The organism is Streptomyces sp. NPDC056734 (genome assembly GCF_042790455.1).
Lineage (GTDB): Bacteria > Actinomycetota > Actinomycetes > Streptomycetales > Streptomycetaceae > Streptomyces.
In genome coordinates this window covers 114,663-130,174 of record NZ_JBHTZD010000007.1, presented here as the reverse complement: position 1 = coordinate 130,174, position 15,512 = coordinate 114,663, and the positions used below count along the sequence as shown (strand labels likewise).

Below are 15,512 nucleotides of genomic sequence, written 5' to 3'. Positions count from 1 at the left end.
CTTCCCCTCAGCGCGCATCGTTACCATGCGTGGACGCACATTCCGACGAGCACTGACGACGACTAGGGACGGGCGAGCGCGTGGCCGAGGCGGCAGACATCCAGGGGACGTGTCCCTCACCTGCCCGCCCACCTGCCCGCCGATGGCTACGGCGCACAGGAGTCCTGCTCGCGAGCGCCCCGCTGCTGGCGGGTCTGTTCCAGCTGACCGCCGCGCCGTCCGCCCAGGCGGAGCAGTCCTCGGTGCAGGCCGCGTCCGGTTCGCGCACGGTCGGCGTCTCCCTCGACTCGCTCTCCCCGAGCATCCCCGGCGAGGGCGACACCATCACGGTCTCCGGCACGCTCACCAACAACGGCAAGCAGGCCGTCACGGACGCCACCGTCGATCTGCGGATCGGCCCCGAGCTGACCACCCGCTCGGACATCGACGACGCCGCCGAGCGCACCGGATACACCCCGGGCGCGGACGGCTCCCCGGTCGGCGACGAGTACGCCCAGGACTTCGCCCGGCTCGCCCCGGGCGTCGCCCAGCGCTTCAGCATCTCCGTACCGGTGGACGAGCTGGGCCTCGGCGGCAGCGGTGTCTACCAGCTCGGGGTGGCGCTGTCCGGCGAGACCGCCGCGCAGCAGTGGGAGCAGGTGCTGGGCTTCCAGCGGACGTTCCTGCCGTGGCAGCCGGACGGGACGGACGTCCGCACGAAGACGACCTTCCTGTGGCCGCTGGTGTCCACCGTCCACATGTCGGCGGAGACGGACTCCAACGAGCAGCAGACGCCGGTCTTCCTCAACGACGACCTCGCCAAGGAGATCGCCCCCGGTGGCCGCCTGGAGCAGCTGGTGGCGCTGGGCAAGGAACTCGACGTCACCTGGGTGGTCGACCCGGACCTGCTGGCGTCGGTGGACGCCATGACGCGCAGCTACGAGGTGCAGGGCCCCGGTGACACCACCACGCCCGGCACCCACCAGGAGGTCGCCAAGCAGTGGCTGGCGGACCTCCAGGGCGCGGTGGCGGGCAAGGAGGTCGTCGCGCTGCCGTTCGGCGACCCGGACCTGGCCTCGCTCGCGCACAACGGCACGAATGTCACCGGCTCGCTCAGCCGCCTCAAGGAGGCGACCGACGTCGTCGCCAACACGGTGGAGCCGATCCTGCACGTGCAGCCGACCACCGACTTCGCCTGGCCCGTGGACGGCGCCCTCGACCCGTCGATCGTGAAGGTCGCCACGTCCGCCGGCGCGGACAAGGTGATCGCCCGCAGCGACAGCCTGGAGGAGACCGGCGGGCTGCCGTACACGCCCTCGGCGGCCCGGCCCATCGGCGGTGGCACCACGGCCGTGGTGGCGGACTCGCGGATGTCCACCGCCTTCGAGGGCGATCTGACGACGGCGTCGGCGGACTCGCTCGCCGTGCAGACGTTCCTGTCGCAGAGCCTGATGCTGAACCTCCAGTCGGACCAGCAGCGCAGCATCGTCGTCGCCCCGCAGCGGATGCCGACCGCGAGCCAGGCCCGCGCGATGGCGACGGCACTGACCGCGCTCCAGGGCAGCGGCTGGTCCGAGGCGCAGAACCTCACCGCGGCGGCCGAGGCCAAGCCGGACCCGGGCGCCACCACCAAGGTGCCGTCCGCCTCCGCGTACCCCTCGTCGCTGAGCAAGCAGGAGCTGCCGGCCACGGCCTTCGACGAGATCGCCACCACGCAGGACAAGCTGGACAACTTCAAGGTGATCCTCACCGACGAGTCCCGTGTGGTGACGCCGTTCGGGCGGGCCATGAACCGGGAGATGTCCACCTCCTGGCGGGGCCTGGCCACGGAGGCCGCGAGCTTCCGCAACGGCGTGGAGAACTATCTCGACGATCTGGCCGGCCAGGTCAGTCTGATCCAGAAGTCGGAGACCAAGCTCTCCGGCCGCAGCGCCACGATCCCGGTGTCGGTGCAGAACAACCTGGTCCAGGGCGTCGAGAATCTGGTGCTGCGGCTCACCTCCACCAGCCCGACCCGTCTGGAGATCGGCGGCAACGCCTACGCGGAGCAGCCGGTGACGGTCTCCGGCGGGCACAGCCAGTCGGTGAAGTTCGACACGTCCGCCAACGCCAACGGCCGGGTGACCGTGATCGCCCAGCTGTTCACCGAGGACGGCCAGGCCTACGGCCAGCCGGTCACGTTCGACGTGAAGGTCACCGAGATCACCGCCACGGTGATGCTGGTCATCGGCGGCGGTGTCCTGCTGCTCGTCCTCGCCGGGTTCCGGATGTACACCCAGCGCAAGCGCGCCGCGCGGGAGGCGGCCGAGGCCGGGCCGGACGACGGGGACGACGCTGACAACGCCGATGCCGGAGCCGACGCCGATGGCGGCACCGCCGACGGCACCGCTGAGAACGCCCCCGACGCAGGCCCCGCCGCCGACCCCCGGGAATCCGCCGGGAGCCCAGCAGACGCCGAGGACGCTCAGAGCACCGACAGCACCGAGCCCCCCGGGCGACCCGATGCCCCGAAGAGTGCCGAGCCCTCGAAGCACCCCGAAGGCACGGATCACCCCCGAAGCGCGAAACACCCAGAAGACACCGAGACCGCCGAAGGCACCGAGACCCCCGAGGACGCGGAGAACCCCGCGGACCCCGGCCACCGTCCCCAGTCCCAGGACCCTCACGCACAGGAGTCCGGACCCCGGCCGGGGGCACACGACCCTCAGCAGCCGAGTGACCTGACGCCGGACACCGCAGCGGAAAGCGCCGACCCGTCCCGGCCGGGTGAGAGAGTGGACCGTTGAGGATGTCGTGGCCGGTCGGCCCGGGACGATGAGGTGGGGTAACCATGAACGCGCCGTACGACGGTGACCGCGGCCAGGCCGCGGGCAGCTCGGGCCACCCCGAGGGCCCGCCGCCCGAGCCCGGCCAGGTGCCGCCGCAGCACTCGGCGGACATGTACCTCCAGGACGCCTACGACCAGGACCCGTACCGCGCGCAGGACCTCACCGCGCAGGACCCGGTCGCCGAGGCGCTCTACGACCGGGCCGCGCACCCCCCGCCGCCCCCCGGCACCTACCCGCCGCAGCCCATGTACGGGCAGCCGCAGCAGTCGCCGTACGCTCCCGATCCGCGCGTGTGGGCGCAGACGCCCGCCCCGGAACCGGAGGGCCCCACCCAGTACCTGCCGCACGGCGACGACCCGCGCACCACCCAGTACGTGGGCGTCGACGACCTGGTCACCCAGGCGGGCGACCAGCGCCACGAGCCCGACGCCTTCGCCCATCTCTTCCGGGACCAGCAGCACAACGGGGTGCGCCCGCCGACCGACCACCACCCGGCCGCGCCCCCCCAACAGGGCATGCAGGCCGACGGTTACCACAACGGGTCCTACGCGCCCGCGCAGTACGCGCAGAGCCCGTACCAGGAGGCCGGCGGCCACCAGCAGGCCCAGTACGCGGCCCCCCAGTACCAGCAGGCCCCGCAGTACGGCGTCCAGCAGGCCGCCGGGCAGGGGCAGTACGGCATCGCGCAGGCGCCCTACCAGCAGCCCGGGTCCCCGGCGCCGGAGTCCCTGGCGCCCGAGCCGCCGGAGGCACCCGCCCCGCCCGCCGCCGGTTCCTCCACCGCCGCGAAGAAGGGCCGGGCCGGCGGGCTGCTCAAGTCCAGCGCGGTGATGGCCGCGGGCACGATGGTGTCGCGGCTGACCGGCTTCGTCCGCTCGGCCCTGATCGTCTCCGCCCTGGGCGTCGGCCTGCTCGGCGACACCTTCCAGGTCGCCTACCAGCTGCCGACGATGATCTACATCCTGACCGTCGGCGGCGGCCTCAACTCGGTCTTCGTCCCGCAGCTCGTGCGCGCGATGAAGGACGACGAGGACGGCGGCGAGGCGTACGCCAACCGGCTGCTGACCCTGGTCATGGTGTCCCTCGGCCTGCTCACCGTGCTCGCCGTGCTCGGGGCGCCGTATCTGGTGCGCGCCCTGTCGAACCCGGTCGCCACCAACCCGGCGGCCAACGACGCGGCCATCACCTTCACCCGCTACTTCCTGCCCACGATCTTCTTCATGGGCATCCATGTGGTGATGGGCCAGATCCTCAACGCCCGCGGCCGGTTCGGCGCGATGATGTGGACGCCGGTCCTGAACAACGTCGTCATCATCGCGACCCTCGGCATGTTCCTGTGGGTCTACGGCAGCGCCGCCGACTCCGGGATGACGGTCGACAACATCCCGCCGGAGGGCGAGCGGCTCCTCGGCGCCGGCGTGCTGCTCGGCCTGGTGGTCCAGTCGCTCGCGATGATCCCGTATCTGCGCGAGACCGGCTTCCGGATGCGGCTGCGCTTCGACTGGAAGGGCCACGGCCTCGGCAAGGCCGCGATGCTCGCCAAGTGGACGATCCTGTTCGTCCTCGCCAACCAGGCCGGCGCCCTCGTCGTCACCCAGCTGGCCACCGCGTCCGTCTCCGACACCAACATCGCGGGCACCGGCTACAGCGCCTACGCCAACGCCCAGCTGATCTGGGGCCTCCCGCAGGCCATCATCACCGTCTCCCTGATGGCCGCCCTGCTCCCGCGGATCTCCCGCTCGGCCCACGAGGACGACGCCGGAGCCGTCCGCGACGACATCTCCCAGGGCCTGCGCACCACCGCCGTCGCCATCGTCCCGATCGCCTTCGGCTTCGTCGCGCTCGGCATCCCGATGTGCACCCTGATCTTCGGCTCCTCCGGCACCGGCGCCGCCACCAACATGGGCTACATGCTGATGGCGTTCGGCATCGGCCTCATCCCGTACTCCGTGCAGTACGTCGTCCTCCGCGCCTTCTACGCGTACGAAGACACCCGCACCCCCTTCTACAACACCGTGATCGTGGCCGCCGTCAACGCCGGTGCGTCCGCGGCGTGCTTCCTGCTGCTGCCGGCCCGCTGGGCGGTGATCGGCATGGCCGCCTCGTACGGACTCGCCTACGTCATCGGCGTCGGCGTCGCCTGGAGCCGGCTGCGCAAGCGGCTCGGCGGCGACCTCGACGGCGCCCGCGTGCTGCGCACCTACGCCCGGCTGAGCATCGCCGCGGTCCCGGCCGCGCTGCTCGGCGGCGCGGCCTGCTACGGCATCACCCACCTCCTCGGCCAGGGCGTCCTCGGCTCCTTCGGCGCACTGATCGGCGGCGGCACCGTCCTGCTCGGCATCTTCTACATCGCCTCGCGCCGGATGCGCATCGAGGAACTCAACTCGATGGTGGGCATGGTCCGCGGGCGTCTGGGGCGCTGAGAGGGGTACGCGCACAACCATCGTCCGCCACTGTGTGTCGTGCATAGCGGCGGACTGTGGGCACAATTGGTTTCGGCGTCGTACGGGGCGCAACGGATGGGGAGGCAGGGACGACGGTGGCGGAACGGAGCAGGGCTGCCGTCGACGTGGCAGACGACGGCGGCGACAAGCCGCCGGCCGCCGAGGCGGACCAGGCGGACCAGGCGGACCAGTCCACGGGCGACGGGTTGGACCAGAGCGGGGACCAGACCGGGGAGCGGGACACGGAGCACGACGAGGCACAGGTCAGTGGCGCGAGCGAGCATCCCGGGACGGCCGCGCCGTCCGAACTGCACAGTGGCCACAAACTCGCCAAGCGCTACCGCCTGGAGGAGTGCGTCACCCGTCTGGACGGATTCAGCAGCTGGCGGGCGGTGGACGAGAAACTCCGCCGGGCCGTCGGCGTCCATCTCCTGCCCGCGGACCACTCGCGGGCGCGTTCGGTCCTCGCCGCGGCCCGTTCCTCCGCGCTGCTGGGCGACCCCCGTTTCGTCCAAGTCCTCGACGCCGTCGAGGAGAACGACCTCGTCTACGTCGTGCACGAGTGGCTGCCCGACGCGACCGAACTGACCGCGCTGCTCGCCGCCGGCCCGCTGGGACCGCACGACGCCTACCAGATGGCCAGTCAGGTCTCGGCCGCCATGGCCGCCGCGCACCGTGAGGGCCTCGCGCACTTGCGGCTCAGCCCCAACGCCGTGCTGCGCACCTCCACGGGCCAGTGGCGTATCCGCGGGCTCGCGGTCAACGCCGCGCTGCGCGGCATCGGTTCCGACACCCCGCAGCGCGCCGACACCGAGGCGATCGGCGCCCTGCTGTACGCCTCGCTGACCCAGCGCTGGCCCTACGAGAGCAACGCCTACGGGCTGTCGGGCCTGCCGAAGGGCGTCGGCCTGATCGCCCCCGACCAGGTGCGCGCCGGGATCCACCGCGGGCTGTCCGAGCTGGCGATGCGCGCCCTCGCCAACGACGGCGCCACCGCCTCCCGTCACGAGGCGCCGTGCACGACGCCGGAGGAACTGGTCAAGGCGATCAGCGAGATGCCCCGCATCCGCCCGCCGGAGCCGGCCTTCACCGCCCCGCCCGAGTACCAGCGCACGACCTATCAGCAGGGCTCCTACGGCCGTCAGGCGCCGCGCCCCGGCGAGACCCAGCCGGTGGCCCCGCCGCCGCCCCCGCTCCAGAGCCGCACCGGCAAGGCCCTGAAGTGGGCCGTCTCGGCGCTGCTGCTCGCCGCGCTGGGCCTGGGCAGCTGGCAGCTCGCGGACGCCCTGCTGGACCAGGGCGGCAAGTCCGACGACACCAACCAGACCCAGACGACGGACGGCGAGGACAAGACCAACGGCGAGACACCGAAGCCCCCGCCGCCGATAGAGATCGCCGGCGCCCAGGAGTACGTGGCCAAGGGCGAGGCACAGGCGACGGACGAGGTGCCGCACACCTACGACGGGGACCCGTCGACCATCTGGCGCACGAAGAGCTTCGTCGACGGCCCCGAGATGAACCCGATCTTCAAGCCGGGTCTCGGCATCGTCTACGACCTCGGCACCGACCGGGAGGTCGAGTCGGCGGACATCGGCCTGCTGTTCGGCGGCGACCACACCACGGTCACGCTGTACGCGACGGACTCCATGAGTTCCTCGGTACCGATCTCCTCGATGACCGAACTGGGTACGGTGACCACCAGCGACACCTCGGCGCACGTACAGATCGACAAGCCGGTGGCGAGCCGGTACGTCCTGGTGTGGTTCACGGCGCTGCCCTACGCGTCGGGCGACGAGTTCAGCGACTCCGGCTACAAGCAGGCCGTCACGGATCTGAAGTTCACCGGCTGACGACGGCACGGAGGGGGAGGTCGGATGGCGGACGACGTCACCTACGGCGACGTGAACGACAGTGACCTCCTCGCCCGTCATGTGGGCGGCGATCCGCACGCCTTCGGCGAGCTGGTCCGGCGCCACCGGGACCGGCTCTGGGCCGTCGCCCTGCGCACCCTCGGGGACCGCGAGGAGGCCGCCGACGCCGTGCAGGACGCGCTGGTCTCCGCCTACCGGGCCGCCCACACCTTCCAGGGGAAGGCGGCCGTCACGACCTGGCTGCACCGGATCACGGTGAACGCCTGTCTGGACCGGGCCCGCAAGGCGGCCTCCCGCAAGACCTCGCCGGTCGACGACACCGAGCGGCTGGAGCAACTCCTGGAGCCGCACGAGTCGGCGTCGGCCCCGGCCGAGCGCAAGGATCTGCACCGCCAGCTGATCAGGGCGCTGGGCACCCTGCCGCCCGATCAGCGGGCCGCCCTCGTCCTGGTGGACATGCAGGGCTACCCCGTCGCCGAGGCCGCCCGGATCCTCGGTGTGCCGACCGGGACGGTGAAGAGCCGGTGCGCCCGGGGCAGAGCCAGACTCCTTCCCCTCCTCACCCATCTGCGTCCGGACGGCACGAGCGGCGGGACGGGTGGGGAACGGAACCGGACGCAGGGGACATCCGTCCCACCGGCAGCGGGACCGCCCGATGCCGGGTCCCGTCAGATCGGGCCGAGTGATCCAGCTGCTGTGAAGGGCGGAGGTGGGCGAGCGTGACATCCACGACAGACATGACAGGGCACCCGGACGTCACCGAGATCGCCGACCTCACCGAGGGGCTGCTGCCCCCGTCACGGACCGCGGACGTCCAGCGGCATCTGGACTCCTGCGAGCTGTGCGCGGACGTCTCCGCATCGCTGGAGGAGATCCGGGACCTGCTCGGCGTGGAGCGGGAGCCCGTGACCATGCCCGCCGACATCGCCGAGCGGATCGACGTGGCACTCACGGCCGAGGCTCTACGAGCGGCGGAGGCCCCACGAGCGGCTGAGACTCTGCGAGCGGCGGAAGCCCCCCAACCGATCGGCCCGGCAACCGACAGCACACAGGTTTCACGTGAAACACCGCAGAGCGCGACGGGAAGCGTGACCGTTTCACGTGAAACGCAGGACTACGCGCGTCCATCTCCGGACAGTGACAGTGACAGCGACAGCGACGCCCATGTTTCACGTGAAACATCGGTCGCCGCAGACCGCCCCACAGGCCATGCCCGCCCCTCCACCACCGGCCCCGGCCGTAAGAGGCCGGATCGCTCGGATCGCTCGGATCGCTCCAGGCGCCGCCGGGTGACCGTGATCGGCGCCGCCTTCGCGGCGGCGGCCGTGGGGCTCGGCACGGTACTGCTGTCCTCGCTCATGGGCGGTGGCGCCCCCGGCCCCGTGGCGGGCGACGACCAGACCACCTCCGCGTCGGACACCTTCTCCACAGAGTCCCTCGAACGCCAGGTGACCGATCTGCTCTCCACGGAGCCGATCGACCAGGAGGCGACAGTCAGTGGCTCCAGCAACCCACAGAGCAGCATGGGCGTGGACGGGGGCGACGACGTGGTCTCGCCCAGGGTGTTCCAGACACCCTCGGTACCCGACTGTGTCCGCAAGGGCATCGGCCGGCAGGACGCGGCGCTCGCCGTGGACGAGGGCGTCTACAAGGGGACCGACGCGATGCTCGTCGTGCTGCCCGACGCCAATGACGTCAGCCGGGTCACCGCGTACATCATGGACTCCACCTGCGTGAAGCAGGCGTCCTCCGACATCGCGAAGATCTTGTTCCAGACCTCGTACGCGCACCCCTGAGCTTCGGCGGGCGGCACCCGTCGTGTGCCCGGCCACAGTGGGAATGCTCGACCCTTAGGATCCGTTGGGTGGGATGAGAGTCCTGAAAGGGACGCCCACTGGAAACTGATGAGTCCAGAGACGAGGAACCCAGCCGTGAGCGACGTCCGAAACGTGATCATCATCGGCTCTGGGCCCGCCGGCTACACGGCGGCCCTGTACACCGCACGCGCGTCGCTGAAGCCCCTGGTGTTCGAGGGCGCAGTCACCGCCGGCGGTGCCCTGATGACCACCACGGAGGTGGAGAACTTCCCCGGCTTCCAGGACGGCGTGATGGGTCCGGAGCTGATGGACAACATGCGCGCCCAGGCCGAGCGCTTCGGCGCCGAGCTGATCCCCGACGACATCGTCTCCGTGGACCTCTCCGGTGAGATCAAGACCGTCACGGACACAGCGGGTACGGTGCACCGGGCGAAGGCCGTCATCGTCGCCACCGGCTCGCAGCACCGCAAGCTGGGCCTGCCCAACGAGGACGCGCTCTCCGGCCGCGGCGTCTCCTGGTGCGCCACCTGTGACGGGTTCTTCTTCAAGGACCACGACATCGCCGTGATCGGCGGTGGTGACACCGCGATGGAGGAGGCGACCTTCCTCTCCCGGTTCGCCAAGTCCGTCACGATCGTCCACCGTCGCAGCAGCCTGCGGGCCTCCAAGGCGATGCAGGACCGCGCCTTCGCCGACCCGAAGATCAAGTTCGTCTGGGACAGCGAGGTCGCGGAGATCCAGGGCGACCAGAAGCTCACCGGGCTGAAGCTGCGCAACGTCAAGACCGGTGAACTCGCGGACCTGCCGGCCACCGGTCTGTTCATCGCGATCGGCCACGACCCGCGGACCGAGCTGTTCAAGGGACAGCTCGACCTCGACGGGGAGGGCTACCTGAAGGTCGAGGCTCCCTCCACCCGGACGAACCTGACGGGCGTCTTCGGCGCGGGCGACGTCGTCGACCACACCTACCGCCAGGCGATCACGGCCGCCGGCACCGGATGTTCCGCCGCCCTCGACGCCGAGCGCCACCTCGCCGCGCTCGCCGACGAGGCGCAGGCCGAGTCCGAGCAGGCCGCCGCCGTCTGATCCGACCTTCTGTCCTCCCCGCAACCCATGTAAGGAGCCCGCTGTGGCCGATCTGAAGCATGTAACCGACGACTCCTTCGATCAGGACGTCCTCAAGAGCGACAAGCCTGTTCTGGTGGACTTCTGGGCCGCGTGGTGCGGTCCGTGCCGCCAGATCGCGCCGTCCCTGGAGGCGATCGCCAAGGAGCACGGCGACAAGATCGAGATCGTCAAGCTGAACATCGACGAGAACCCGGGCACGGCCACCCGGTACGGCGTCATGTCCATCCCGACCCTGAACGTCTACGTGGGCGGCGAGGTCGCGAAGACCATCGTCGGCGCGAAGCCGAAGGCCGCGATCCTCCGCGACCTTGAGGACTTCATCGCCGAGTGACACCGTTGCCGGGCACGGCGGCTGCGACACCGCCACACCCGCTGCGGCGATGTTTCACGTGAAACACGAATGGGCCGACCCACAAGGGTCGGCCCATTCGCATGACAGCCCCGCCTGAACGGGCGCTGCTAGAGCGGCCGAAGCGCCGGTTCCTTCCGGGCACCGCCCAGCAGCCGGTCGATCGCCATCTCCACGTCCTCCCGCCAGGACAGCGCCGTCCGCAGCTCCAGCCGCAGCCGCGGATACGTGGGATGCGGGCGGACCGTCTTGAAGCCCACCGCCAGCAGATGATCGGCGGGCAGCACACAGGCGGGCTCCTTCCAGCGGGCGTCGCCGAACGCCTCGATCGCTCTGAAGTCCCGCCTCAGCAGATCCTTGGCGACCGTCTGGACCATGACACGGCCCAGTCCCTGCCCCTGGTACCCCGGCATGATGAAGGCCGTCATCAGCTGGACGGCGTCGGACGAGACCGGGCTCGTGGGGAAGGCGGTGGAGCGGGGAACGTAGGCGGGCGGCGCGTAGAGCACAAAGCCCACCGGGACCTCGTCCACATAGACGACCCGCCCGCAGGACCCCCAGTCCAGCAGCACCGCGGAGATCCAGGATTCCTTCGCCCGCGCGGGTGTGCCCGCTTTCACCGCGGCTTCTCCGCTGACCGGGTCCAGTTCCCAGAAGACACACGACCGACAGCGCCTGGGAAGGTCCTGAAGGTTGTCCAGGGTGAGCGGTACGAGCCGACGGCCCATGAAGGCTGCTCCTCGCTTCCTTCGCCCGCGGCGTCGCGGGCGGCTGTCAGAGCACTCTGTTCCCTGAGCAGGCTGCCGACGAAGCCGCCGACCGCACCAGTCCCAGTCCCGCGCTCATCGGTCCGGCCCGGCTCATCGTGCGCAGGGCCCGCCTCCCCTTGAGCGGTCCCATCAGGTGGAGGGTGCCATACCCGACGGCATGGTATCCACGATGCGATTCCACTGATACCGCCAGAAAGCAAAGAGCGGGCCGCGTCCCGGTACACACCGGACACCGCCCGCCTCACGGCCGGACGTGCCGCCTTCGGCTCGTCCGCCCACCTCGGCGATCAGCCGGGCGTGATCCACCCGGCTGATCCGAGGCTCAGTCCTCCGCTTCCTCGCCGTCGCCGTCGTCACCCTCCAGCAGGCTCTTCTGGAGCAGCAGCCGCTCGCCCGGAGCGAAGGTGCTGAGGATCCGCTCCAGATCGTCCGGAGAGGCGAACTCGACGGTGATCTTGCCCTTCTTCTGGCCCAGCTCGACCTTCACCCGGGTCTCGAAGCGGTCCGAGAGCCGGGTGGCGAGGTCGCTGAGCGCGGGCGAGACCCGGCCGCCGGCACGCGGCCCCTTGGCGCGCTGGGACTTCTGCGGACGCGACCCCATCAGGTGCACGATCTCCTCCACGGACCGGACCGACAGCCCCTCGGCCACCACCCGGAACGCGAGCCGTTCCTGCTCCTCCGAGTCGTCGACGGAGAGCAGCGCCCGCGCGTGCCCGGCGGACAGCACCCCGGCCGCGACCCGGTTCTGCACCTTGGGCGAGAGCCGCAGCAGTCGCAGCGTGTTGGAGACCTGCGGGCGGGACCGGCCGATGCGGTCCGCCAGCTGATCGTGGGTGCAGTTGAAGTCCTTGAGCAGCTGATCGTAGGCGAAGGCCTCTTCGATCGGGTTCAGCTGCGCCCGGTGCAGGTTCTCCAGGAGCGCGTCCAGAAGAAGCTTCTCGTCGTCGGTGGCCCGGACGATCGCCGGGATCGCCTCCAGACCGGCCTCACGGCAGGCCCGAAAACGCCGCTCGCCCATGATCAGCTCATAGCGGCCGGGACCCGCCGGGCGGACGACGACGGGTTGGAGAAGGCCGACCTCCTTGATGGAGGTGATCAGCTCTTGCAGCGCGTCTTCGTCGAAGTTCTCGCGCGGCTGCCGAGGGTTCGGCTTGATCGCGTCGAGAGGGATCTCGGCGAAGTGGGCACCGATCGGGGGCAGATGCCTCTCGGGGCCCGTGAAGACCGAGGGCTCCTCCGTTTCACGTGAAACAGGCGGCAGGGTCGCCACCTTGGCCGCGGCCACACCGCGCTCGGTGAGTACCGGTACGGCCGTGGGGGACGTGGACGCGGCGCCCCCCACACCGGTCTGTGCCGGGGTCCTTTCGGTCGGGGCAGCCGGGATCAATGCACCCAACCCACGACCCAACCCCCTCCGTCGCTCGCTCACTGGATCCTCTCCACCATGCTCGGGTCGCTCTGAGCGCCGATGTGGGCGTGGGTGGCGTCGTAGGAGACACCCACACCCCTCAGCGCGATTTCTCGTGCCGCCTCAAGATAGGAGAGGGCGCCGCTCGATCCTGGATCGTAGGTCAGCACCGTCTGCCCATAGCTCGGCGCCTCGGAGATACGGACCGAGCGGGGAATGCTCGTCCGCAGCACCTCGTCGCCGAAGTGGTTGCGCACCTCGTCCGCGACCTGGGACGCCAGGCGGGTCCGGCCGTCGTACATGGTGAGCAGGATCGTCGACACATGCAGGGCGGGGTTGAGGTGCCCCCGCACCAGGTCGACGTTGCGCAGCAACTGGCCCAGGCCCTCCAGGGCGTAGTACTCGCACTGGATCGGGATGAGGACCTCCTGGCCGGCGACGAGCGCATTGACCGTCAGCAGGCCGAGGGAGGGCGGGCAGTCGATCAGGACATAGTCCAGCGGCTGCTCGTATGCCTGGATCGCGCGCTCAAGCCGGCTCTCCCGGGCCACCAGGGACACCAGCTCGATCTCCGCGCCCGCGAGATCGATCGTGGCGGGTGCGCAGAAGAGGCCCTCGACATCGGGGACCGGCTGCACGACTTCCGCCAGCGGCCTGCTATCGACCAACACGTCATAGATAGAAGGGACTTCGGCGTGATGGTCGATGCCCAGGGCGGTGGACGCATTGCCCTGCGGGTCGAGGTCGACCACCAGCACCCGGCCGCCGTGCAGGGCCAGTGAGGCAGCAAGGTTGACGGTTGTCGTCGTCTTGCCCACCCCGCCCTTCTGGTTGGCTACGACGATGACGCGGGTCTGTTCTGGTCTCGGAAGGCCCTCGCCGGCTCGCCCCAGAGCCTCTACCGCCAACTGGGCAGCACGACCGATGGGAGTGTCGTCCATCGGAGGCGGTGTTTCACGTGAAACATCCTCCCCCGGAGATTCGGTACGGGGACCGGGGACCGGATCGGTCATCGGTCCCGCGATGTTGGCGTCGGACCGCAAGGATTCACTCTCCTCGACTTCAGGCTCGCAATGAACAGAGCCTCCCATGCCTTCGGGGTGGTGAACCAGCGAGGCCCGTTCTTCTGTGGAGAAATCCACCTCTGTGGACAACTCCGTGCCCCTCACGAGGGACTGACCGCTCTCTTTGGACAAGCCGGTCGTCTTTCTGAGGGACCCGAGGGGCTTGCGGTCGCGAGGTTCGGCCGCGGCGCGGCCCCGACTGATGATGCCGTGCAGCAGTGAGCGACGTTTCACGTGAAACACGATGCACAGGGCCGATGGCCGAACTGTCGCGACACTCCGTCATGCACAGGTTTGGCAGCTTGTGTGGAGTACGGCGCCTTCACGGAGCATCCCGGCCGCACAGGAAGAATCCCGAGCGAGCCGGCTGAGGACCACGCCCCCGGAGGCCGGTTCAACGCCCAGACCGAGTCCCTGAAGACCTGGCCCGGACCAAGCCCCGCACACCGGCTCAACGGCGCCTCCGTACCCGCCCCGTCCTCGCCGCCTTCGCCCGCTTGGCCGCGAACCGTACGCCACCCGGGCTCTCCCCGACCTCGACCCGGACCACCGTCGAGCGGGGATCCACCACGCCCTCGCCCACATGCAGGATCGACGTCTCCACCGCGCCGAGCTTGCTCAGCGCGGTCGCCGCCGCCTTCAGTTCCTGCTCGGCGGTGTCCCCCTTGAGCGCGAGCATCTCGCCGTAGGGCCGCAGCAGCGGGATGCCCCAGGTGGCCAGCCGGTCCAGCGGGGCGACCGCACGTGCCGTCACCACATGGACGGGCGGCAGGGTGCCCATGACCTCCTCGGCCCGGCCACGCACCACGGTCACATGGTCCAGGCCCAGCAGCTCCACGACCTCGGTGAGAAAGGTCGTCCGCCGCAGCAGCGGCTCCAGGAGAGTGATCTTCAGATCCTCCCGGACCAGCGCGAGCGGAATGCCCGGCAGCCCGGCCCCGGAACCCACATCGCAGACCGTGACGCCCTCCGGAACCACCTCCGAGAGCACCGCGCAGTTCAGCAGATGCCGCTCCCACAGCCGGGGCACCTCACGAGGGCCGATCAGACCGCGCTGCACACCCGCCTCGGCGAGCAGTTCCGCGTAGCGGACCGCGTCCGCATAGCGATCACCAAACACCGCCTGTGCCTCCTCGGGCACAGGGGGAAGCTCCGCTGCCTCCGTCACGGGGACCGTCCTTCCATACCGCCTCGACGCGCCGGGCGCCGACCACCAGGGCTCAGGGATCTACCGGGGGACCGTCAGCCGTTCAGGACCAGGCTGACAAACTTCGGCCCCGTCTGCGCTACAGACGGGGCCGGTGGAACACACGACTACGGGGGCCGTCGGGCCAGATCCTAGGCGGGCAGTACGACGACGAACCGCTGCGGCTCCTCGCCCTCGGACTCGCTGCGCAGTCCCGCGGCCTTCACCGCGTCGTGCACGACCTTGCGCTCGAACGGCGTCATCGGATCCAGCTTCACCGGGGCGCCGCTGCTCTTGACCTCGGCCGCGGCCTTGGCGCCCAGCTCGGCCAGCTCGGCCCGCTTCTTGGCCCGGTGGCCGGCGATGTCCAGCATCAGCCGACTGCGGTCCCCGGTCTCCCGGTGCACGGCCAGGCGGGTCAGCTCCTGGAGCGCCTCCAGCACCTCACCGTCCCGGCCGACGAGCTTGTGCAGATCGCGGGTGCCCGCCTCGCTGATGATCGAGACAGCGGCGCGGTCGCCCTCGACGTCCATGTCGATGTCGCCGTCGAGATCGGCGATGTCCAGCAGACCCTCCAGGTAGTCCGCCGCGATCTCGCCCTCCTGCTCCAGTCGGGTCAGGGTGTCTACGCCCTCGGCAGCAGCGGAGGTGGTGCCTTCCGTCACGGG

General features: G+C 70.4%; 12 protein-coding genes. 7 read left to right on the top strand and 5 right to left on the bottom strand.

Annotated elements, in window-relative coordinates:
• Window positions 1–80 precede the first annotated feature (80 nt).
• The 7 genes from ACFRFC_RS12680 (at window position 81) to trxA (ending at window position 10,398) form a co-directional block, all read left to right on the top strand.
• Window positions 81–2,765, top strand: coding sequence for a DUF6049 family protein (locus ACFRFC_RS12680; RefSeq protein ID WP_382682600.1), 2,685 nt, complete (start codon window positions 81–83; stop codon window positions 2,763–2,765).
• 44 nt (window positions 2,766–2,809) lie between these two features.
• The gene (gene murJ / locus ACFRFC_RS12675; protein WP_382682603.1) at window positions 2,810–5,230 is read left to right on the top strand and encodes a murein biosynthesis integral membrane protein MurJ; all 2,421 of its coding nucleotides are present in this window, start codon (window positions 2,810–2,812) and stop codon (window positions 5,228–5,230) included.
• 116 nt (window positions 5,231–5,346) lie between these two features.
• A complete protein-coding gene (locus tag ACFRFC_RS12670) occupies window positions 5,347–7,101 on the top strand; it encodes a serine/threonine protein kinase (protein ID WP_382682606.1) in 1,755 nt (584 codons plus the stop codon).
• A gap of 24 nt (window positions 7,102–7,125) precedes the next feature.
• Complete coding sequence (sigM, locus tag ACFRFC_RS12665; protein WP_382682609.1) at window positions 7,126–7,845, top strand: RNA polymerase sigma factor SigM; 720 nt, start codon at window positions 7,126–7,128, stop codon at window positions 7,843–7,845.
• Window positions 7,842–8,918, top strand: a complete 1,077-nt coding sequence (locus tag ACFRFC_RS12660; RefSeq protein ID WP_382682612.1) for an anti-sigma factor family protein — start codon at window positions 7,842–7,844, stop codon at window positions 8,916–8,918. The genes sigM and ACFRFC_RS12660 overlap by 4 nt, the downstream gene beginning before the upstream one ends.
• 135 nt (window positions 8,919–9,053) lie before the next feature.
• The gene (gene trxB / locus ACFRFC_RS12655) at window positions 9,054–10,025 is read left to right on the top strand and encodes a thioredoxin-disulfide reductase (RefSeq protein WP_382682615.1); all 972 of its coding nucleotides are present in this window, start codon (window positions 9,054–9,056) and stop codon (window positions 10,023–10,025) included.
• 43 nt (window positions 10,026–10,068) lie between these two features.
• Window positions 10,069–10,398 carry a thioredoxin gene (trxA, locus tag ACFRFC_RS12650; protein WP_382682618.1) on the top strand — a complete coding sequence of 110 codons (330 nt, stop codon included), beginning with the start codon at window positions 10,069–10,071 and terminating at the stop codon, window positions 10,396–10,398.
• Window positions 10,399–10,526: 128 nt separating this feature from the next.
• Here the strand turns inward: trxA and ACFRFC_RS12645 are convergent, their stop codons facing one another.
• The 5 genes from ACFRFC_RS12645 to ACFRFC_RS12625 form a co-directional block, all read right to left on the bottom strand.
• A complete protein-coding gene (locus tag ACFRFC_RS12645) occupies window positions 10,527–11,144 on the bottom strand; it encodes a GNAT family N-acetyltransferase (RefSeq protein ID WP_382682620.1) in 618 nt (205 codons plus the stop codon).
• Window positions 11,145–11,508: 364 nt separating this feature from the next.
• Window positions 11,509–12,615, bottom strand: a complete 1,107-nt coding sequence (locus ACFRFC_RS12640) for a ParB/RepB/Spo0J family partition protein (protein ID WP_382682622.1) — start codon at window positions 12,613–12,615, stop codon at window positions 11,509–11,511.
• Window positions 12,612–13,685, bottom strand: a complete 1,074-nt coding sequence (locus tag ACFRFC_RS12635) for a ParA family protein (RefSeq protein ID WP_382682878.1) — start codon at window positions 13,683–13,685, stop codon at window positions 12,612–12,614. The genes ACFRFC_RS12640 and ACFRFC_RS12635 overlap by 4 nt, the downstream gene beginning before the upstream one ends.
• Before the next feature lie 424 nt (window positions 13,686–14,109).
• Window positions 14,110–14,826, bottom strand: coding sequence for a 16S rRNA (guanine(527)-N(7))-methyltransferase RsmG (gene rsmG, locus ACFRFC_RS12630; RefSeq protein ID WP_382682624.1), 717 nt, complete (start codon window positions 14,824–14,826; stop codon window positions 14,110–14,112).
• 170 nt (window positions 14,827–14,996) lie between these two features.
• The gene (locus ACFRFC_RS12625) at window positions 14,997–15,509 is read right to left on the bottom strand and encodes a protein jag (RefSeq protein WP_382682627.1); all 513 of its coding nucleotides are present in this window, start codon (window positions 15,507–15,509) and stop codon (window positions 14,997–14,999) included.
• Between the last annotated feature and the right edge of the window lie 3 nt (window positions 15,510–15,512).

Bases quoted from the DNA above. Each gene is read 5' to 3' on its own strand.
- ACFRFC_RS12645 (WP_382682620.1), bottom strand. From the start codon at position 11,144: ATGGGCCGTCGGCTCGTACCGCTCACCCTGGACAACCTTCAGGACCTT.
- murJ (WP_382682603.1), top strand. From the start codon at position 2,810: ATGAACGCGCCGTACGACGGTGACCGCGGCCAGGCCGCGGGCAGCTCG.
- ACFRFC_RS12635 (WP_382682878.1), bottom strand. From the start codon at position 13,685: ATGGGAGGCTCTGTTCATTGCGAGCCTGAAGTCGAGGAGAGTGAATCC.
- sigM (WP_382682609.1), top strand. From the start codon at position 7,126: ATGGCGGACGACGTCACCTACGGCGACGTGAACGACAGTGACCTCCTC.